The following is a 19,558-nucleotide window of genomic DNA, read 5'->3' as shown; positions in this document are numbered from 1 at the left end:
CGTCGTTCATCTGGCGGTTGGGCTCGGGCGCTCTCAGCCCGTGCAGTCCGCCTTGACGGCCGCGGCGGCGAGGTGGGCGTACGTCTTGGCGGTGTTCGTCCAGTCCTGACCGCGGTCGTGCAGCATCACGCCGATCCGGCCGTTGCTCACCGGGTACGTCCCGGCGTCCACCCACTCGCCGCGGTTGCCCACCTGGTTGACGGTGAACGACCCGATGGTGCCGCTGCCCGGGCTGCTGCCGGTCTGCACGGTGTAGTACGCCGGAGCGCCGCCGACCGCCTTGATGTCGGAGTTGCTCGGGACGTAGACCGACAGCGTGCAGCTGCCGCTGCTGACCGCGCCGGTACTGAACGTCCAGACCACCGAGTTGCCGGAGTCCTTCCCGGACGCGCCCGACATCGGCATCGAGTTGAACCTGCCGCCGCAGCCGCTGTTGCCGGAGTTGGTGACCCAGCCGGCCTGGCCCTGGTCGAACCAGCCGTTCTGCTGGAAGGTGGTGCCGCTGTTGGCGCAGAACGGACCGGCCACACCCGAGTAGCTGGGCGCGGGCGGGGGCGCGGCCTTGGTCGGCGCGGGGGGCGGCGCGGGCTGCTGGGGCTGGGTCTGCGTGTTGGGCTGGGTCTGCGGCTGGGGCTGCGGCTGCGGTTGGCCCGGCTGCTGGGGCTGCCCGTTGGGCTGCGGCTGGGACTGGGACTGGCCCTGCTGCTGGGGGGCGCCCGCTCCGCCGGCGTTGGCGTTGGTGCCGCCGCCCGAGCCGCTGCCGACCGGTGCCAGGGCCGTCCCCGCGCCCGCGGCTCCCGCCGCCGCGATCGGGGCGGCGCCCGGTGCGCCGCCTGCGTTGCCGCCCGCGCCGCCCGTGCCGCCCTGCGGGGGCTGGCCCGGGGCCTGCGGCCCGCCGGGACCGATGTCGCCGTGCGCGTCGGCCTTGGGGACGAAGCCGTCGCCGCCGCCGCTCTGCTGGGTGTAGCCGGGCGGAGCCCCGGCGCTGGGGCCGCCGGGCGCGCCGCCGCCACCGAGGTGGGAGAGGACCAGCGGGAGACCGATCAGCACGACGCCGGCGGTCGCGGCGGCGGCGATCATCGGCTTGGAGATCCGGCCGGGCCGGGTTGAGGCGGTCGCCTGGGCCGACGCGGCGGTCGCGGCGGCGAGGCCGTCGGTGGCGGCGAAGGCGGGGGCCTTGGGCTCGCCGTCGGTGTCGGCGTCACCCTCGGGGGCCGCTTCTCCGGCGATTTCGGGCACCAGCTCAGCGGCGGGCTCGGGCGACTTCTCGGGCGACTGCTCGGGCGCCGTCTCCGACTCCAACTCCGGTTCCGGTGCTTCCAGTTCCTCCGCGGCCCAGGCGAGCGCAGGCAGCTGGTACCCGAGACCCGCGCCCTCCGATTCGCCCGATCGTCCGCTCTTGCCGTACCGGTCCTTACCCACCCTGGTTCCCTGGCCCTTCGACGACCGTCAACGAACGCATCCACCCGATGTGACGGACGGCGCGGCCCGCAGGGTTCAACGGTCCCGCGCGACTCTTCCGCGACTGCTACGCGGCGTCGGACCCGCCCACGCTCCAGACCAGCTCGGCCTCCTCCTCCGGCGGGGTGAGGACGAACGCCACCGCCCGTTCCAGGACGGCCTCGTCCGCGCTCGGGACGGCACCCGCGGCGCACCGTGCGCGGACGTGCGCCAGCAGGCCCGGCTCGGGCGCGAGGCCGTAGCGGTCCAGGTAGTAGATGACGGTGTCGGTCCAGATCCAGGAGCTGTCGGTGCGGTAGGTCATCGGGACGGCGGCCACCCGGGACGGCTCGACCACGTCGTCCATCATCATCGGCGTCATCAGCACGGCCTCGCCGGCCCGCAGATAGGCCAGCAGGGCGGCGCGTTCGTCGAAGTCCTCGATCCGCGGCCGGTCCGGCGCGAAACCGGGCCCGGTGACCGGGTCCACGGTGTCGAACACGGAAGCCAGTTCGAAGGTCTGCGCCGTATCGGCCATCGCCACGCTCCTGTCGTCGTACCCGCCCCGGCCGTCCGCCGAGGCACCCTCGTCCAGCAAGAACGGACGGACCGGGCCGCAGCGTTCAGTGCCGCGCCCTGAAAGTCGGCCCGCTCGACTTTTCGGGGGCCTGGTTGTGGCGCTCGCGCAGGGGCGGCCGGAGTGGCTCGAAGCCTCGGGAAGCGGCTAAATAGCACCTTTCCTGAGTCGTCGCCGCACAGGCAGGATGCTGTGTGGACGAATCAATGGGAACGTCCAGCGGCCCACGGCCCAACACCGGGCCTCCACGTGCAGGGGGAACACTTCATGATCAGGTTCGGACGCCGCACAGCGACGGTCGCGACGGCCATGGCACTGAGTGTCGGCGCGCTCATCGCGACCGCGGGGAGCGCTTCCGCCGACGATATCGTGCCGATCAGCGTCGGCCACTGGGTCGGCCTCTACAACGGTCCCAGCACCGCGGACGGCAAGGCCGGGTGGGCTGACATAGCCCCGGGCGGCGCAATCTACGCCCAGTGCTGGACCGTCGGCCAGGGCATCGGCAACTACGGCGACACCTGGTACCGCGCGAACCAGCTGAACTACAACGACGGCGGCGGATGGACACACATCGGCGTACCCGTCTACGTCTTCGCCGGGTACGCCGACGGCAACGCCCGCAGCGTCAACCGGGATCCCAATATCCCTCAGTGCTGACGACTCCTGAGCAGCCCCGGCGTCCGCGATGGACAGCCGGGGCCCTCGGATCACCGCTTGCGGCCCAGCAACTGCACCGCCCGCGACTGATGGCCGTTCATCGTGGCAACCTCGATCCGGCGCTCGTCCACCAGGTCGAAGTCCGACAGCAGGGCGCGCAGCTCCGCGATGTCGTGATGCCGGCACACCGCACCGTCGTCCGTGGCGAAGACCCCGTAGGGTGTGCCGAACTGCTGGGCGTGGGTGGCGTAGCGGTTGCGGTTTCGTTCGTCGTCCTGCAGGACCAGGTCGCTGACGTAGAGCAGCCCGCCGGGTGCCAGGACACGGCTCAGCTCGGCGACCAGTGCGCGCTGAGCGTCGTCGTCGGGGACGCAGGTCAGCACCGCGAACAGCAGGACGACATCGAAGCTCGCCGACGCGTACGTCAGGTCCGGCGGGGACTCCAGGACGGCGAGGCGCAGGTCGGGCCGCAGCTGACGGCCCCGCTCGATCAGCGTCGGAGACAGGTCGACACCGGACACATCAGAGAAGCCGTGCTCGCCCAACTCGGCCATGACCCGGCCGTATCCACACCCGTAGTCCAGGACCCGAGCGTTCCGACCCACCCCCGCCAGCCAGCTGAGATTCACTGGATGGGTGAACGTCTTCGTTGCGCCGACGCTGTCCCAGTATGCGATCTGACTACCACGATCCCTCATACGAGTGCAGCATAATCTGCATCGATCATGGCGCCGGCCCTGGCTAGACTTGATCAAATGGCTGATGACCCGACGGCGCACGCACCCATCGTGCTCGACTACGACCCCAGCTGGCAGCAGCGCGGACTCGCCCTCGCGGGCGAGCTGCGCTCGGACCTCGGGCCGCTGCCGCTGCACGTCGAGCACATCGGCAGTACCGCGATCCCCGGTATGGCCGCGAAGCCCGTCTTCGACCTGCAGATCACCGTCGCGGACCTGCACGAGGCCGAGCGCGCCTTCGACCGGCTCCTGGCCGACCGGGGTTTCCGGCTGTCCCGCTATCGGCACGACCATGTTCCCGCGGGCCTCGACGACGACCGCGAGAGGTGGACGAAGAGGCTCTGGTCGCGGCGCGGGCAGGCCGGCGCGGACTGCAACCTGCACGTTCGCCTGCTCGGCTCACCGAACGACCGGCTCGCCCTGCTGTTCCGGGACTGGTTCCGGGCCCATCCCGAGGCGGTGCCGGCCTACGCGCGGTTCAAGTCGGTGCTCGCCGGCGCTGTCCGTGACGTCGACACCTACTCCGACGTCAAGGATCCCGTCGTCGACCTGGTCGTCGGCGTCGCCGAGACCTGGGCCGCCGCGACCGGCTGGACACCGCACCCGTCCGGCGAGGTCAGGGCAGGGTGAGTCAGGGCAGGGTGAGGATGCGGGGGCCGTCCTCGGTGATGGCGACGGTGTGCTCGATGTGGGCGGCTCGGCTGCCGTCGATCGTGCGCAGGGTCCATCCGTCGGGGTCGGTGCGGTAGTCGTTGCGTCCTCCGGCCATGAGCATCGGTTCGATGGCGAGGGTGAGGCCGTGGCGCAGCGGGAAGCCGCGGCCGGGTCGTCCGTGGTTGGGGACGTGCGGGTCCTCGTGCATCGTGCGGCCGATGCCGTGGCCGCCGAAGTCGGCCGGCATGCCGCAGGCTGCCTTGCGGGCGACCGTGCTGATCGCATGGGCGATGTCCCCGAGGCGGTGGCCGACGGTGGCGGCGGCGATGCCGGCGTCCAGGGCCTGCTGGGTGGCGGCGATGAGTTCCAGGTCGCCGGGGCGAGGGGTGCCGACGGTGAAGCTGATCGCGGCGTCCCCGGTCCAGCCGTCGAGTTCGGCTCCGCAGTCGATGCTGACCAGGTCGCCGTCACGCAGCCGGTAGTCGTCGGGGATGCCGTGCGCGACGGCGTCGTTGACGGAGGCGCAGATCACGGCGGGGAAGGGAACGGGGGCGAACGAGGGCTGGTAGCCCAGGAACGGCGAACGTGCCCCGGCCGCGGCCAGGATGGTTCGGGCGGCCTCGTCGAGCTCGCGCAGGCTGACTCCCACGGCTGCCGCCGCGCGGACGGCTGCGAGTGCGTGGGCCACGACGCGCCCGGCCTCCCGCATCGACTCCAGTGCGCTGTCGGTCTTGATCTCCACCATGTTCCGCGACTCCCCGCGATGCGATGCTTCCCAATACTTATACCGGTATTAGTATCACGGACATGGTGAGAGTTCCTCTGAGTCCGCAGGAGCGGCAGCGCGGCGAGCACTTCGGCGCCCTGCTCCGCCAGGCCCGCGGCGACCGCAGCATGGTGGACGTGGCGGCGGCCGCCGGAGTGTCCGCGGAGACGCTCCGCAAGATCGAGACCGGCCGGGCCCCGACCCCGGCCTTCTTCACCGTGGCGGCCCTGGCCCATGCGCTCGGGCTGTCGCTGGACGACCTGGCGGCCGCCTGCGCGGAGGACCTCGACAGCGGCGGGCAGGCCAGGTCGGCGTGAACCCCGAACGCCTGGCGGGCACCCGGCCCTTGCGGTAGAGGTTCTGTTCTCCTTCGTTTGCGCACGCTACGGTGACCCCACTGTTGTGTACGCGCCGAGCTGGGGGATGCAGGTGCCGCAGGAGGATCCGTTGGCTGCCGGGCTGGTACCGGCCGCAATGAGCACGCCGGCCGACTTCGTGAAGGGCCTCAACCTCCTCAGGGTCGAGGCCGGCCGGCCGCCGCTTCGGGAGCTGTCCCGCTCGACCGGGATTCCCCGCAGCACGCTTTCCGTGGTCTTCGATCAGCGACGGGGTCAACTGCCGCCGCTGGACCGCTGTTTCGCCGTACTGACGGCGTTGGGAGCGGCCGAGTCGCAGGCGGCCGAGTGGGCCGCGGCATGGAAGCGGATCGAGGCCGCGGCGCTGCTGCACGCCGACGAGCCGGAGCCGGAGCCGGAGCCCGAACCGGAGCCCACCCCAGAGCCAGAGGCCGAGCCTGAGCCTGAGGCCGGGGCGCCGGAACACCGTCGCGGCCGCCACCCAGGCCGCCACCGGCTCGCCCTCGCCTTCGTCCTGGGTTTCGTGCTCGCCGTCGTCACCACCCTCACGACACTCCACCTGATCAAGACGCCCGCGCCGCCGGCGCCGGTGCTCGTCGGGGACTACGCGGTGTGCCAGCCCGGCGACTTCTCGCCGAGCCCGCCATCAGCGAAGCCCGGCCCTCCCGCACCGCCCGTCACCACCGCTGCCGGCCCCACCCGTCCGATCAGCTGGATCTCCCGTCCCGCGTACGACGCGAAGATCCTCAGCAGCACGCAACTCAGCCTGCCGATCACCACCGCCGTCGCCGACGGGCACGCGCTGATCGTCACCATGATGCTCACCAGTACCTGCCCCGGCCAGGTCACCGTCACCGACAGCCAGGACAACCACTACCGCACGGTCGCGGACGTCACCGACGTCTCACGCCACCGCGTCCTGATCATCGCGGCGTTCGACGTCGACGCCCTCGGCACCGCCGACACCATCAAGCTCAGCTACCCCAGGGCGAGCAAGTACCACGTCGCCGTCGACGAGTTCAGCGGTCTCAGCGGTGCCGACCGGGCCGCGACCGCCTCCGGCGCAGCGGGCGGCGGTGCGTTCAGCACCAGCGCCGTACCGCTCACCTGTACCGACGGCGGCCTCCAGGTGGCGGCCATCGGCACCAACTCCGGTGACGCGCCCGTTCCGTCCCCCGGCTGGACGGTGGTACCCCCGGTCCTCAAGCTCTCCTCCTACCGGCTCACCACCGCCTACCAGCTCACCCGCACCACCGGCGCGTGCGCGGTGACCGGCACCACCAGCGCGCAGTGGGCCGCCGCGCTCGCCACACTCCACTGACCTGGGAAGATAGGGCCATGGAGAGTACGGAAGATGAGGTGCAGCAGGCGATCGCGTGCGAGTTGCAGCTGATGGACCCGCAGGTGCGGGCCTCGCGGGAGCTCGCCGGGCGGCTGCTCGACCCGGAGTTCGTGGAGGTCGGCGGATCCGGGCGGCGCTGGACGTATGCGAGCATGCTCGCCGCGCTGCCCGACAAGCCGGGCAGCTCGGCAGAGGGCCCCCGGTACGAGCCCTCGGAGATCTCGGGTGTGCTGCTCGCCCCGGGGCTGGTCCATCTGACCTTCGAGGCCGTGCTCGGAGAGCGCAGGACCAGGCACAGCTCGATCTGGCGCAAGCGGGACGGCGCCGAGGAGAACGGCGCCGCGGGGTGGCGGATGTACTACCACCAGGCCACGCTGGTGCCGCCTCTGTAGTACCGCGGTACCACCCCCGTCCCGATGATCAGTCCTGGGTACGACCGTCTGCGGGGTCCCGGTCCGTAGCGTTGAGCACAACGCAGGCCGGGACTGTCCGGCGGCCCGAGGCCAGGGGAAACAGCCGATGATCGAGGCGCAGCAGCTCACCAAGCGGTACGGCGAGAAGACCGCCGTGGACCGGCTGGACTTCACGGTCAAGCCCGGAACGGTGACGGGCTTCCTCGGCCCCAACGGCGCCGGCAAGTCCACCACGATGCGCATGATCGTCGGTCTGGACGCTCCGAGCGCAGGTTCGGTCACCGTCAACGGGCGCCGCTACGCGGAGCACGCCGCTCCCCTTCAGGAGGTCGGCGCGCTGCTGGAGGCGAAGTCGATCCACCCCGGCCGCTCCGCGTTCAACCACCTCAACACGCTCGCGCTCACCCACGGCATCCCGCGCCGCCGGGTGGACGAGGTGATCGAGATGACCGGCCTCCAGCAGGTGGCCAAGAAGCGCGCCGGGGCGTTCTCGCTCGGCATGGGCCAGCGGCTGGGCATCGCGGCCGCGCTGCTGGGCGACCCGGCGACGATCATGCTGGACGAGCCGGTCAACGGCCTGGACCCGGAGGGCGTGCTGTGGATCCGCAACCTGCTCATCGGTCTGGCCGAGGACGGCCGCACGGTCTTCGTCTCCTCGCACCTGATGAGTGAGATGGCCCTGGTCGCCGACCACCTGATCATCGTCGGACGGGGTCGGCTGCTCGCCGACACCACCGTCGAGGGCCTGATCCGGCAGTCCGGCGGCGACACCGTCAAGGTCGCCAGCTCGGACCCCGCACGGCTGCGCGAGCTGCTGGCCGGCCCGGGCGTGGAGATCACCGGCCGGTCCGGCTCCGAGGAGCTGGAGGTCACCGGGCTGGCGGCGCGGGCGATCGGCCTCAAGGCCGCGGAGCACAACATCGCGCTCTTCGAGCTCCACACCAAGGCCGTCTCCCTGGAGGAGGCGTTCATGGAGCTGACCCGGGACGCGGTGGAGTACCACGGCACCACTACTGCGGCTGTCGCCGCCGAGACCGTTGGGAGCGCAGCATGAGCACCGCCACCGCCACCCCCACCGACGCTCCGGCCGCCCCCGAGCGCGCCGGACGCCCCGCCTACAAGGTCACCGCCGCCCGCGTGCTGCGCTCGGAGTGGGCCAAGTTCTGGTCGCTGCGCTCCAGCTGGATCACGCTGACGCTGGCGCTGTTCTTCGTCCTGGCGTTCGGTCTGATCCGGGCCTGGCGCTTCAAGGCCAACCTCGACTCGGGCCAGCACATGGACCCGGACATGCTGGGCGCCAACGCGGTCAGCCTGACCCTGTTCGGCCTGAACTTCGGCCAGCTGGCGCTGGGCGTGCTCGGCGTGCTGGTCGCCGCCGGCGAGTACTCGACCGGGATGATCCGCTCGACACTCGCGTCCGTCCCGCGCCGGCTGCCGGTGCTGTGGGCGAAGGCCGTGGTCTTCGGCCTGGTCGCGCTGGTCGTCGGCACGGTGGGCGCGTTCGTCGCCTTCGGCGTCGGCAGCGGCATCGTCTCCGGGACGCACGCGGCGCTGACCTTCTCCGACGCAGGTGTCCTGCGCAGCCTGTTCATGGCGGGCCTGTACCTGGCGCTGATCGGGGTCTGCGGTGTCGCGCTGGGCGCGCTGCTGCGCTCGGTCGCCGGCGGGATCGCCATCCTCGTCGGGATTCTGATGCTGGTCCCCGGGCTGGTCTCGCTGCTGCCGACGAGCTGGCAGAACAACGTCAGCCAGTACCTGCCCAGCCACGCGGGCGACTCGATGTACGCGCTGCACCACGACGCGCACACCCTGACGCCCGGCGTCGGGCTGCTGGTCCTCGCGCTGTGGACGGCGCTCGCGCTGGCCGGCGCGGCGTACCGGCTCAAGCGCACGGACGCGTAACCACGGAGTCCGCTGATGCCCGCGACCACCGGCCAGGTGCCGGTGGTCGCGGGCATCAGTGCAGCTGGCGGCGGGTGAGCACGCAGTCCCCGCAGAGAGCGCCGCCGGGGGTGGCGCGGTAGATCAGGCAGCAGCTGCGGCGCCGGAACGCCGTGGGACCGCCCGGCGCACCCGTGCCAACGCCGCGCAGCGGCGGCCGAGCCAGCAGCAGCGCGGCGATCGCGCGGGCCCGATCCGCCTGCGCGGGACGGGCGTTGGCGAGCGCGGCGGCGGCGCCGTTGAGCGCCGAGGCGACGTTGCCCCACAGGATGTGCGGCGAGACCGACAGCGGCCGGGTGGCCTCGACCAGCTCGCGGATCGGGCCGTCCAGCAGCTCGGCCGCCAGCCGGTCGGCGAGTTCGGGCAGCTCGGCCACCGGATCCGGGGTGCACCGGGGCAGCGAGAGCGGGAACATGCTGCCCGGCACCGGCTGCCAGCGGGCCTCCCGCAGGTCGATCGGCAGCACCGCGCGGTAGCGGACCGCCACCGCCAGCGCCGGCGAGATCAGCCGCGCCGTCAGGCCCAGGTGCGCCACCGAGGCCGCCACCCGCAACTCGACCTGCTCCGGCGAGCGGCCACCGGCGGCCGCCAGGTAGTCGCGGACGCCGGCCGCCCGGTCCGCCAACACGGCCGGAACGTCGACCAGTTCGGCCATCCGCCGCCAGGGCGCCGGGACGGCGGCGGCCGCGTCGTGGACCTCGAACGCGAAGAACGGCCCGAGCGCCGCAACCTCGTCCACCACTGCGCGTCCCCCGTAAGTCACTTGGCAGCCGGTCACCCTACCAGGGCGTCGAAAACGCTGTGGCCCAGCTCGGTGAGCGGCGGCTGCGCGGCGGCCGCCGGCGCGGTGGGCACGGCCGCCGGCGCGGTGGGCACGGTCGTCCAGTCGCCCTCGTCGTCGGTCCACATCCTTCCCTGCGGGTCGAACCAGATCCGCTTCGCCACCAGAAGCTCCGCCCGACCCTTCAGATACCACACCGGGCCCGAGGCCACCTCCACCTGCGCCGTCACGCCCTTCTCGGACAGCAGCCGCTTCAGCTCCAGCCGGTAGCCCGCGAGGTCGGGGGACCCAAGGCCGCTGGCCAGGAACCGCAGGACGGCCGGCCTGCCATTGGTCTCCCACTGGATCGCGGCCTCGGTCGCCAGGGTCTCCGCCTTGATCCGGACGCCGTCGCGGGTCGGCCATCCCCGGTCCACCGTGTGCATGGCGAGCCGCAGTTCGCCCTCGGCCTCGGGCAGCCGCGACAGGGCATCGTGCAGCTGTGCGCGGGCTGCCGGGTTCACCAGCTTGTCACCCATCCAGACCACACCGTGCGGGAGATCGGGCAGTGTGGCCGGGGCGGCCGCCTCGGGAGCAGGGACGGCGTCCGGCTGGACCTCCTGCGGGCCCTGCACCGCCTCGGTGAAGTCCTCGCCGGGAAGATGCTCCTGCAGCTTCGAGGCGAGTTCCGTCGGGCTGAACATCGTCTCCAGCTTCTGGGCGTGCCGCTCGTACGCCTCCCCGCCCCGCTTCGCGCCCGCATCCTTCTTCTTCTTCCCGGCGGCCTTCGGTGTCTTCTTCGCCCGGGCCTCCTCGACGGCCTTCTCGTGCGCCAGCTGCTTGGCCGTCTTGGTGCTCGCCTCGGCCTGACCCGAACCCTGCGCCGGCCCGGCCTTCTCCTCGTCCTCGCCGCCCTTCTGCTCCTCGCCCTTCGCTCCCGTCGTGTCGTACCTGAAGCGGCGCCGGGTCAGGCCCTCGGTCGTGGCGATCCTGAGCCCGGCGGCGACCAGGTGCCTCGGCTCCCCGCCATCTTCCGGGGTCGGGTCCGGGCGCGGATCGGTCTCCCAGTCGAAATTGGCGTCGAAGGTGCCCTTCGGCACTCCCCGCTCGCTCGGCGGACGCTCGCCCGCGGCCGGGTCGTCCGCTTCCAGACGGCTCCAGTCCGCCTTCCGGAAGCGGGCGGCACTGGTGTAGGAGGAGAAGTCCGCCTGGTAGAACTGCTGGGCCTCCTCGTAGAACCGCCGCATGACGGACAGGACGCGGCCCCGGTCGAGCTCCCCGTCGAGCTCCCCACCCGGCTTCCTGGACAGCTTCACGGCCGTCCGGGCCAGGTACTTGAAGGCCTCGTGCCGGTTGACGTCCTCGGTCTTGTGGAACTCGCTGCGCATGTAGAACCCGAACGGGTCGGAGTCGACGATGGAGAGCGCCTTCTCGAAGTCCCTGCGGGTGCGCCCCGGATCGCCCTCCACGTGCCACAGTGCGCGGTACTTCCGCATCATCTGGACAGCGCCGATGTGCTCGGGCTCGGCATCGTGGCGGCCCTTGCCGCCGCCGTACATGGCCTTGGAGTTCATCTTCTGGATGTCGTGGAAGAGGATGGCCTTGACCACGGTGTCCACCGGAACGACGCGCTCGGCGCCGTTGTCGTGACCGACCAGTTCGCGGTACTGGTTCAGCACCATCTGGGCGTGCTCGAAGAAGGTGTACTTCTCGGAGACCGCCGCGACCTCGTCGAACTTGTCCCTCAAGTCCGGGAAGGCATGGACCAGTTCGTAGATGAGTTCGTCCGGTTCGGCGCCGTCCCTCCAGAGTGCGGAGAGCCGCGCGCCGACCGCCCGCTGGCGTTCCGTGAACGCCGGCAGGGCCGCGCGGTCGGCGGCGAAGTCGTTGGGGAACGACCGGTCGGACACGTCGAAGTCGTTCTTCGCCTCGTCGTAGGCCCGGGACATCTCCCGCCCGATGCCCGCCTGATCGGACCACGGAAGCACGAGCTCCGCCATGAACCGGTCGATGTTCCCGACCGTGTCCGGGTGGACCTCGCCGTACGGCGTCTCACTGCCGATGTCGAGGTCCAGCGCACCGCGGCGGCTGTCCCAGTACCCCTCCCGGAACCTGTTGTGGTGATCCTGCAGGAACGTCCGCAGCTCGGACAGGCGCTTCGGGAACGCCTCCTGCCGGTCGGAGAGCAGCGGACTCGGCCCCGGCTCGGCCGCGCCCTGCTTGAACTGCCGCCAGGTCTCGTAGTGCTGGGCGAGCTCCTCGGCGATCGAGGTCAGTCCGCTCGCGTCGTTGAGGAACGTGGAGTTCGCCCACGAGGCGGCTGCCGTCCTCTCGAACCGCTCGGCCAGCTCGTCGCTGCGGACGCCGCTGCCGTAGTCGCCGATCGCCTGCTCAAGGTTGAGGATGTTCTCCCTGGGCTTGTTGACCGCACCCGCGGTGTTCCGCTCCTTCAGGCCCTGGAGGCTCTTCGCGATCCCCGCGGTGTACTGCTGGACGCGATCGTCCACTTCCTTGAGGGCCTTGTCGATGTCGCCGAGAAGTTCACGGGCCGGTCCCTCCTGCGGCGCGTCCCCCTCCAGCACGCCTGGGTGCTGATCGACCAGATCCCTGGTGCGATCCCCGTGCTCGAAGGTGTCGATGACCCGCTGGAACTCCTCAGCGGTCCACGATCCGGCGCTCTCCAGTCCCTTCAGGCTCTCGTGGAGGGTCTTGGCGTTCACCTCCAGCAGCGTCAGCCGCCGGGTCGCCTCGTCGAGCCGCGCCCGGGCGGCCTCGCGCAGTTCCGCAGGAATCGCCTCTGCCTTCTCGGAGTCGAGAGACTTGGCGAGTTCCTTGACCGATGCTCCGAACTTCTTGACGAGATTGTGCGGCTCGCTCCTCTTGCCGACGTCCCCGCTGTACTTCGCGGCCTCCCGGACAGGGCGCAGGAAGTTCGCCTTGAGGGTGTCGAGGCCGTTCTTGAACCCGACGGAGTCCTCGGTGTCCTGGCGCGCCCGGTGGGCTGCCTCGACGAAGTCCCTGGCCAACCCCGGGTGCGAGCCGAGACGGTTCGCCACCTCCTCCAGCCGGTCGGCGAGTTCCCTGCTCCGGGGGCCGTTGAGGAACGCGTCGACGGCCTGTGCCACGTCCTGCCGAAGCTGCGCGTCGTCGCCCTGCAGTTCGTCCCGGCGTCCGGTCAGCCGCGCGGAGATCGCTCCATGCTGGCGGATCCGGCCGGCCGCCTCCTCCACCAGGGTGCGCTCCTTGTTGTGGCTGAGCCAGGGATCCCACTTCCTGACCAGCGTGCGTGCCCCGACCGGCGGGACCCTCAGCCGCTCCCGGAGGACGTCGACCGAGCGGATCTCCTCGCCGTGACTGGCAGCATCGGCCCGCATCCGCAGTTCCCCGTGGTTGTAGGCGTAGGTGATCAGCGAGTTCGGCTTGGCGTGCACCCGCAGGTTCGCGAGGTCCTCGCCGACGACGCCGAACTGGTTCGGTTCACCGCGGTGGTCGACGTTGAAGGTCCGCCCCTGGCCTCCCGCGTCGTCCTCGTGGAGGGCGTTGAGGGAGACCGCGTCGAAGACGTGCGCCGGCACCAGGAAGGAGCGGATCAGCGGCCTGGTCTCCCTGCCGTGCTCGGCCCGGTACTTCTCGGCCCACTGAAGCGCCCGCAGCGGCCGGCCGCCGCCTACCCACAGGACGGAGTTCTCCTGCGTCGGCTTCGTCCCCGTGCCCGTGGAGATGCGGACCCTTCCGTCCCCACCCTGCTGGATGTCCTTGTGCGCCGACCGCGAGATCACGCCCGGCACCTGATCCGGTGCCGCCGGCTCGTCGCGCAGCGCCTGCGCGCTGACCACCACGGTGTACAACCGCACGAACGGGTCGTCGTGCTCGTCCAGTTCGACCTCGTACTCACCGCGGTGGACGATCCGGCCCGTCCACGGACCGGGAGTGCTCCGCCTGCCGTCCGGCCGGCTCGGGCCGGGGTACGCGACCCCGCGGATCCCGACAACCGGCTCCGGATTCGGGTGATCAGGGTCTTCGGGCAGCCCGAACGCCTGCACGCCATCGGGCGTGGCCGCGTCGCGCCGCTGCGCGGAGCGCTCGTCCAGCGGGACGTAGCCGTCCGGGGCCGGGGCGGAGCGCGGTTCCGGGCTGCCGTCGACCGGCAGGTGGGCGCCGTGCGGCTTCACCTGCACCTCATCCGAGCCGGCCGGCAGCGACATCCGCAGCCAGTGGCCGCCGGGGGCGAACCGCGGTCGGCCGGACGCGTCGAAGCCGACCTTCGCGCTGACCAGCAGGTCCCCCGCGGCCTCGCGGTCCAGCCGCCCCGGCCCGACGACCTTCGGCACGAAGAGCAGGACGCCGTCCGGGACGAACGCCTCGAACGGCTCGTCCGGCAGCAGCCGGCGCAGCTCGCGCAGAGTCTGCGCGGCGTACGAACCGGCCTCGCCGCGCCCGCTGTTGCAGGCGGCGAGCTGCAAGGGCTGGTCCCGGGTCCACTGGCCCTGCCGGCGCAGCTTGGCGAGGGCGTGCGCGAACTCCGCCGGCGACACCGGCTCGCCGCGCCAGACCAGGCTCCCGTCGCCGCGGTCGGTGTGGCTGGCCACGGTGAAGAACCGCGGGTCGACCGGGAAGTGCTCGATCGCCTCCGCGATCCGCCGCCGCTCCCCGGCGTCCGTCCCGGGATCGGCCGGCCAGTGCACCCCGGATCCGCGCTGCACGGACAGCGCGTCGGCCAGCTCCGCGACCCGCTGCTGGTCGACCGGACCGGACTCGTGCCCGGGCCCGGCCGTCGTCGGCCCGTGGTCGGTGCCGAACCCGTCGCCGAAGAGGTCGAGGCCCTCGTCGTCACCGAAGATGTCCGCCAGGTCCTGCTGCGCCGGAGCGGTTTTCCGGTGGCGGTCCGGGTTCGCGTCCCCGCCGTTGCCGAGCAGCTGCGCCTCGTGCGCCAAGCGGTCGCCGGTCACGCGCTCGAAGTGCGTCCTGAGGGCTTCGGGCGTGGCGAACATCTCCCGAAGGTTCCGGAACGCCGTTTCGCTGACGGTGTACTCGAACCGCCGCGGATTCTCCGGGACCTCCGGCTCTTCCTCGGCCAGCCGGGGACCGCGCCGCAGCGGGTACGTCTCGTCGGGCCTCGACTCCTGGACGTTGTCCAGGGCGAGCTTGTTGTCGAAAATCGACCTGCCCGGCTGCTCCTGCGGGTTCGGCTCGCGGCTGGGACGGTAGTCGCTCGCGCTGGTGTAGGAGGAGAAGTCGGCCTGGTAGTACTGGTGGAACTCGCCGAAGAACTGCCGGATGGCGGCCACGTCCTGCTCGGTCAGCTCCGCCGGTCGGCGACGGCCGTCCAGAAACGTGTCGGGCTCCTTGCCGGACAGCTTCAGGGTGGTCCTGGTCAGGAACTCGAAGGCCGCGTCCCGGTTCTTCGCCTCGTCCTTGGGGGCGAACTTGTTGCGGATGTAGAAGCCGAACGGGTCGGAGTCCACCATCGCGATCGCCCGCTCCAGCTGCCGCTCCCCCTCCTCCCCCTCGCCCCACAGGCGCCGGTACTTGCGCATCATCTGGACGGCGCCGATGTGCTCGGCCTCGCGGTCGTGCTCCTCGCGCGTGTTCTTGCCCTTCTCCACGGCGTACATGCGCTCGGAGTTCTGCTTCTGGATGTCGTGGAACATGATCGCCTTGACGACGCTGTCCACCTCCACGAACCGGTTCGGGTCGTTGCGGTCGGGGTGGGCGAGCTTGAGGTACTGGCCCAGCACCATCTGCGCGTGGTCGGAGAAGGTGTACGGCAGGTGGTCGGCGATCTGCTCGTCGAACTTGGGCCCCAGCTCGGGGAAGGCGCCGAACAGGCTCTCGATCATCGCGTGCGGCGGCGCGCCGCTCGTCCAGAGATCCGTGATCTCCTGCCCGACCTGGAGCTGACGGGCGTTGTGGGCGGGCAGGTTGTGCAGGTCGGCCGCGAAGTCGTTGAGCGCCGGCCTGCCCAGGACGTCGAAGTCCGCCGACGCCTCGCGGTAGCCGCGCGACAGCGACTCGCCGATCGCCGCCTGGGTCGCCCACGGGAGCACCGTCCGCTCCATGAACTCGTCGACGCTCGCGCGGTCCTCGGGACCGAGGTTGTCGAGGTCCTCGGGCAGACGGGAGCGGCTGTCCTCCGGCGGGTACTCCTCCCGGTACTTCTCGCTGTGCTCCGCCACGAACGTCTTGAGGTCCGCGAGGCGCTTGGCGAAGCGCAGCTCGTTGCCCCCCGCCAGCAGCGGGTCCATCCGCCGCTGCGCCTCAGGCTGCTGGGACTGCTTCCAGGTCACGTAGTGCTGGCGCAGCCGGAAGGCGATCCCGCCCAGCTGCGTCGCGTCGTTGCGGAACTCGGCCTTCGGACGCAGGTCGAAGACGAGCCGCTTGAGCTGGTCGGTGGTCGCGTCGAGCTCGCCGCCGGTTTCGAGCTTGTCGCGCAGCTCCTGGACGACCTCGGTGTACTGACCGGGCTTCAGCTGCTCCGCCCGGTCGGCGGCCCAGGCGAGCAGCTCCCGGTGAGCGTCGAGCTGCTGCGGTGTCAGGGGCGCGGCGTTGTCGTGGCCGAACCGGGTGAGGAGGTCCTCCAGGCCGTCGGCCTTCTGGTGGATCTCCAGGGCCTCCGGCTGCTCGGCGACCCACGGGTGGTCCTTCGCCAGCAGCCGGCGGTCCGCGACCAGCGGCGCGCCGAGCTCCCTGCGCAGGTCGTCGACGTGCGCCCGGGCGCCGTTGCGCGGGTCGTCCGGGGAGCTGAGGCCCGCTTCGTCGTAGTAGTACGTCCGCAGCGAGTCCGGCCGGGCCGTGCGCTGCAGCAGGTCGATGTCCGCGCCGACGATGCCGAACTGGTTCGGCTCACCGCGGTGGTCGACGTTGAAGGTCCGCTGGGAGTTGGGCAGCGGCGAGGTGACCCCGGCCGAATCGAGTCCGGAGTTGTTCGCGAACTCCTCGCGGGCCCTGGCCAGCGCGGCGTCCAGCGTGTGCTGGACGAAGGCCTCCCGCTGCGGCTGCGGGAGCCTCTCGTACTCGTCGGTGAGGGTGCGCGGGTCGAAGCCCTCGGGTGCCAGCAGCGAGCCCCTGCCGCGGTAGGGCGGGACCGGCGAGTTGCGGTCCTCCTCGTGGATGGCGTTGTCGACGATCGTCCGGTAGGTCGACAGCGGCACCAGGTAGGAGCGGAGCAGCGGCTTCGTCCGGGGGCCAAGGTCCGCGATGTACTTCTCGGCCCACTTGAACGCCCGCAGCGGGCGGCCCGCGCCCGTCCACAGCACCGAGTCGCCCCCGACCGAGATCTTGATCTCCCCGGTCTTCGGGTCCTGCTGGATGTCCTTGAACGTCGACGTCATCCCGCCGGGCCGACCGGGCGCGGGCGTCAGCTCCTGCTCGCTCACCACGGTGGTGTAGAGGCGCACGAACGGCTCGCGGTCGTGGAACTCGACCTCCACCTCGCCGCGGTAGACCGTCTTGGGCTCGCGCCAGACGAACTGCTCCTTCTGCTTGTCGAAGGTCAGAGCGCCGTCCAGCGGCCGGTTCGGACCGGGGTACGCGACGCCGGGGAGCCCGATCTGCGGGGCCTCGGCGGGGTGGGGGCCTTCGCCGCCGCCGTCGGGAGTCTTGGGGCCGAACGACAGGGCGCCCGCGATGTCGTTCAGCTCCTGCTCGTGCTCATGCTCCTGCTCGTGGGGCGCGGGGGCGGGGGCGGGAGCAGGGGCGGAGTGAGTGGGCACGGGCACGGGGGTGGCCACGGGAGCGGTGGCCTCGGCGGTGACGGTCTTCTCCTCCGCCACGACGCCCCCGCCGGACGCCGTCTGCACGCGGGTCGGCGCTTCGACCGGCTGCGGCCGGTGCTCCTCGGGCGGCAGCTTGTCTCCGTTCCCCAGGCCGCCGCCGGTGGTCCGCGGGCGGTCCGGCGCGCCGAGGTCGTCGCCGGCCACCGGGACGCTGCCCTTGGGGAAGAGGTGGGCGTACTCGACGGGGACCGGCTCGGCGATGTTGCCGTCGCCGTCGTAGCCGAGGAGGTAGCCGAGGTCGCCCTCCTTCTCCCCACCGTCCGACTGGGTGCTGCGGGGAGTCGGCGGGGCGATCGGTTCGCCCTTCCCCGACGGGGACTTCGTCGTCGTCTCCGTCGTCGTGGTCTTCGGCGTGCCGAGGTCGGACGACTTCCCGTCGGGCTCGCCCGAGGACTCGGTCTTGGGCAGCTTCAGGTCTAGGGACCGCGGCCGCGACCCGTCGGCCACCGGCCGCCGTACCGGGAACGGCGTCGGGTGGCCGGTGAGGTTGGAGGCGATCGAGATGAGCGTCAGCGGGTGGAACGGGCCGAAGAAGGTGCTCTTGGTCTCGCTGTCGATCGACTCCTGGTTCCACTTCTCCACGTACGCCTCGAACTTGGCCCTGAACGGCTCCGTCGCCACGTGCCCGATCGCGCCCAGCGCGCCCATCGCCAGGCCGGCGAAGAAGGTGTCCGCCGTGACCGTGAACGAGTGGCTGTCGTCGAAGACGAGGTTGTAGCCGCCCTCGGTCAGGATGTTGTGGAGGCCGCCCTTGAGCAGGCCGCCGGCCTGCTCGCCCAGCCGGTAGAGGAACTGATGGGCCGTCTGGGACCCGAGCCTCGATGACACCGCCATCGTCTCGGCGGCCAGCTTGTTGATGAGCTCCTTGTCCGCCTTGTCGAAGTCCTTGAGGACATTGGTGAGGATCACCCTGACGGCGTCCTGGTCCACGGCGTGACGCGCGGCGTTGGTCGCGATGGTCTTGGCGAACTGCCGGCCCATCTCGTTCGCCGTCGTCGCGCCGATCACGCCCTTCAGGCCGTTCTCGAAGCTGGTTCCGAGGTCCTTGGTGAACGTCTCCGTCTTCGACAGCTTCTTGACGGCCTCCTCGACGGCCGTCTCCGCCGCTTCCTTGGCAGTGGTCTCCACCGCCTCCTCGACCGCTTCCTTGGCGACGTCCTTGACGGCGGTCTCCACCGCCTGTTCGACCGCCTCCTTGGCAACCTCCCCGACCACCTCCCTCGAGACGGTCTCCAGCGCGCCCTTCGTGGCAGCCGAGATGACCGCCGTCATCTCGTTCTTCTCGACGTCCTTCACCAGCGAGTCGAGCGCCGACTTCTCCAAGTCGTTGAGCCCGGCCTTGAGTTCGGCACCCGCCAGGTCCTTGAGCTCCGTCTCCAGAACCTCCCCGAGACCCTTGCCGAACAGCCGCCCGAGCAGCTTGCCGAAGCCGAAGCCCAGCAGCTCCAGCGGACCGGCGAGCAGGCCGTTGATCGCCCCGAACTCCACAGCCTGCAAAGTGGACTTGGAGTCCCAGCTGGTCTTGTGCCCCTCGGCGATCTGGATCGTCTGGATGATCACGTCGAGCAGCAGACCGCCGACGATGCTGGTGAACTCGTGGATGATGAGCTGCTTGAACAGCCAGATGAAGATCTGCTTGAGGACCGCCGCCACGGCCTCCATCGCCATCGGGATCGCCGCGAGCGAGCCGCCGAAGGTGAGCGGGATCATCGCGATCGCGTAGGCGATCTCCGCCAGCAGCTGGACGAGTTGGGCGATCGTCATCCACTTGGTGTACTCGACCTGGTTGGCCGTCTGGTGGGCGTAGTCACCCAGTTGCTTCGCCGTCCCCGCCGCCGTCGTCAGGTAGTCGGTCCCGCCGGTCTGACCGATCAACTGCCGCATCTGGTCGACGAAGGCGTCGGCCGCCTCCCCCTCGAACTGAGCCAGGCAGCACTTCACCAGGTCGGCGATGTAGCCCTTGAGCTCCGGGATGTCGTTGGCGATCGCCAGGTAGTCGTCACCCGCGGTGCGCAGGTTGTCCTCATTCGCCTCGGGCCATTTCATCCCGGTGACCTTCGAGAAGATCGTGGCGACGGCCGGAGGAAGCATGATCGACATGAGGTGCGTACTCCTGACGTGGCCTGACGTTGCGTCAGAA

At 71.1% G+C, this 19,558-nt stretch carries 13 protein-coding genes; 7 read left to right on the top strand and 6 right to left on the bottom strand.

Going from position 1 to position 19,558, the window contains the following annotated elements:
• Window positions 1–33: 33 nt before the first annotated feature.
• Window positions 34–1,422, bottom strand: a complete 1,389-nt coding sequence (locus P3T37_RS13265; RefSeq protein ID WP_280723769.1) for a hypothetical protein — start codon at window positions 1,420–1,422, stop codon at window positions 34–36.
• 106 nt (window positions 1,423–1,528) lie between these two features.
• Window positions 1,529–1,978, bottom strand: coding sequence for a hypothetical protein (locus P3T37_RS13260; protein ID WP_280723768.1), 450 nt, complete (start codon window positions 1,976–1,978; stop codon window positions 1,529–1,531).
• Window positions 1,979–2,284: 306 nt separating this feature from the next.
• Between P3T37_RS13260 and P3T37_RS13255 the strand changes: the two genes are divergently transcribed.
• Window positions 2,285–2,674: a hypothetical protein gene (locus P3T37_RS13255; protein WP_280723767.1), complete on the top strand. Its 390-nt coding sequence runs from the start codon at window positions 2,285–2,287 to the stop codon at window positions 2,672–2,674.
• 50 nt (window positions 2,675–2,724) lie between these two features.
• Here the strand turns inward: P3T37_RS13255 and P3T37_RS13250 are convergent, their stop codons facing one another.
• Window positions 2,725–3,372, bottom strand: coding sequence for a class I SAM-dependent methyltransferase (locus tag P3T37_RS13250; RefSeq protein ID WP_280723766.1), 648 nt, complete (start codon window positions 3,370–3,372; stop codon window positions 2,725–2,727).
• Between the two features lie 57 nt (window positions 3,373–3,429).
• On the opposite strand from P3T37_RS13250, the gene P3T37_RS13245 reads away from it, so the two are divergent.
• Window positions 3,430–4,041 carry a GrpB family protein gene (locus P3T37_RS13245; protein ID WP_280723765.1) on the top strand — a complete coding sequence of 204 codons (612 nt, stop codon included), beginning with the start codon at window positions 3,430–3,432 and terminating at the stop codon, window positions 4,039–4,041.
• Window position 4,042: 1 nt separating this feature from the next.
• Here the strand turns inward: P3T37_RS13245 and map are convergent, their stop codons facing one another.
• Complete coding sequence (gene map / locus P3T37_RS13240; RefSeq protein WP_280723764.1) at window positions 4,043–4,810, bottom strand: type I methionyl aminopeptidase; 768 nt, start codon at window positions 4,808–4,810, stop codon at window positions 4,043–4,045.
• A gap of 62 nt (window positions 4,811–4,872) precedes the next feature.
• On the opposite strand from map, the gene P3T37_RS13235 reads away from it, so the two are divergent.
• The 5 genes from P3T37_RS13235 (at window position 4,873) to P3T37_RS13215 (ending at window position 8,844) form a co-directional block, all read left to right on the top strand.
• Window positions 4,873–5,148, top strand: a complete 276-nt coding sequence (locus P3T37_RS13235) for a helix-turn-helix transcriptional regulator (protein ID WP_280723763.1) — start codon at window positions 4,873–4,875, stop codon at window positions 5,146–5,148.
• 130 nt (window positions 5,149–5,278) lie between these two features.
• On the top strand, window positions 5,279–6,508 hold the full coding sequence (locus P3T37_RS13230) for a hypothetical protein (protein WP_280723762.1): 1,230 nt from the start codon (window positions 5,279–5,281) through the stop codon (window positions 6,506–6,508).
• A 17-nt stretch (window positions 6,509–6,525) separates the two neighbouring features.
• A complete protein-coding gene (locus P3T37_RS13225) occupies window positions 6,526–6,921 on the top strand; it encodes a nuclear transport factor 2 family protein (protein ID WP_280723761.1) in 396 nt (131 codons plus the stop codon).
• A 127-nt stretch (window positions 6,922–7,048) separates the two neighbouring features.
• Window positions 7,049–7,996, top strand: a complete 948-nt coding sequence (locus P3T37_RS13220) for an ATP-binding cassette domain-containing protein (RefSeq protein WP_280723760.1) — start codon at window positions 7,049–7,051, stop codon at window positions 7,994–7,996.
• Window positions 7,993–8,844 (top strand): ABC transporter permease, encoded by an 852-nt coding sequence (locus tag P3T37_RS13215; RefSeq protein WP_280723759.1) that lies wholly within the window; start codon window positions 7,993–7,995, stop codon window positions 8,842–8,844. Before P3T37_RS13220 ends, P3T37_RS13215 begins: the two co-directional genes overlap by 4 nt.
• 55 nt (window positions 8,845–8,899) lie before the next feature.
• Here the strand turns inward: P3T37_RS13215 and P3T37_RS13210 are convergent, their stop codons facing one another.
• On the bottom strand, window positions 8,900–9,625 hold the full coding sequence (locus P3T37_RS13210) for a (2Fe-2S)-binding protein (RefSeq protein ID WP_280723758.1): 726 nt from the start codon (window positions 9,623–9,625) through the stop codon (window positions 8,900–8,902).
• Window positions 9,626–9,657: 32 nt separating this feature from the next.
• The gene (locus P3T37_RS13205; RefSeq protein ID WP_280723757.1) at window positions 9,658–19,518 is read right to left on the bottom strand and encodes a hypothetical protein; all 9,861 of its coding nucleotides are present in this window, start codon (window positions 19,516–19,518) and stop codon (window positions 9,658–9,660) included.
• Window positions 19,519–19,558 lie beyond the last annotated feature (40 nt).

This window comes from Kitasatospora sp. MAA4, assembly GCF_029893355.1.
Lineage (GTDB): Bacteria > Actinomycetota > Actinomycetes > Streptomycetales > Streptomycetaceae > Kitasatospora.
Note: the sequence above shows the minus strand (reverse complement) of the source record. Positions and strands in the feature narration are given on the sequence as shown.

Excerpts from the sequence above, each read along its gene's own strand:
- P3T37_RS13260 (WP_280723768.1), bottom strand. The coding sequence starts at position 1,978 with ATGGCCGATACGGCGCAGACCTTCGAACTGGCTTCCGTGTTCGACACC.
- P3T37_RS13255 (WP_280723767.1), top strand. The coding sequence starts at position 2,285 with ATGATCAGGTTCGGACGCCGCACAGCGACGGTCGCGACGGCCATGGCA.
- P3T37_RS13250 (WP_280723766.1), bottom strand. The coding sequence starts at position 3,372 with ATGAGGGATCGTGGTAGTCAGATCGCATACTGGGACAGCGTCGGCGCA.
- P3T37_RS13245 (WP_280723765.1), top strand. The coding sequence starts at position 3,430 with ATGGCTGATGACCCGACGGCGCACGCACCCATCGTGCTCGACTACGAC.
- map (WP_280723764.1), bottom strand. The coding sequence starts at position 4,810 with ATGGTGGAGATCAAGACCGACAGCGCACTGGAGTCGATGCGGGAGGCC.
- P3T37_RS13235 (WP_280723763.1), top strand. The coding sequence starts at position 4,873 with ATGGTGAGAGTTCCTCTGAGTCCGCAGGAGCGGCAGCGCGGCGAGCAC.
- P3T37_RS13225 (WP_280723761.1), top strand. The coding sequence starts at position 6,526 with ATGGAGAGTACGGAAGATGAGGTGCAGCAGGCGATCGCGTGCGAGTTG.
- P3T37_RS13220 (WP_280723760.1), top strand. The coding sequence starts at position 7,049 with ATGATCGAGGCGCAGCAGCTCACCAAGCGGTACGGCGAGAAGACCGCC.
- P3T37_RS13215 (WP_280723759.1), top strand. The coding sequence starts at position 7,993 with ATGAGCACCGCCACCGCCACCCCCACCGACGCTCCGGCCGCCCCCGAG.
- P3T37_RS13205 (WP_280723757.1), bottom strand. The coding sequence starts at position 19,518 with ATGTCGATCATGCTTCCTCCGGCCGTCGCCACGATCTTCTCGAAGGTC.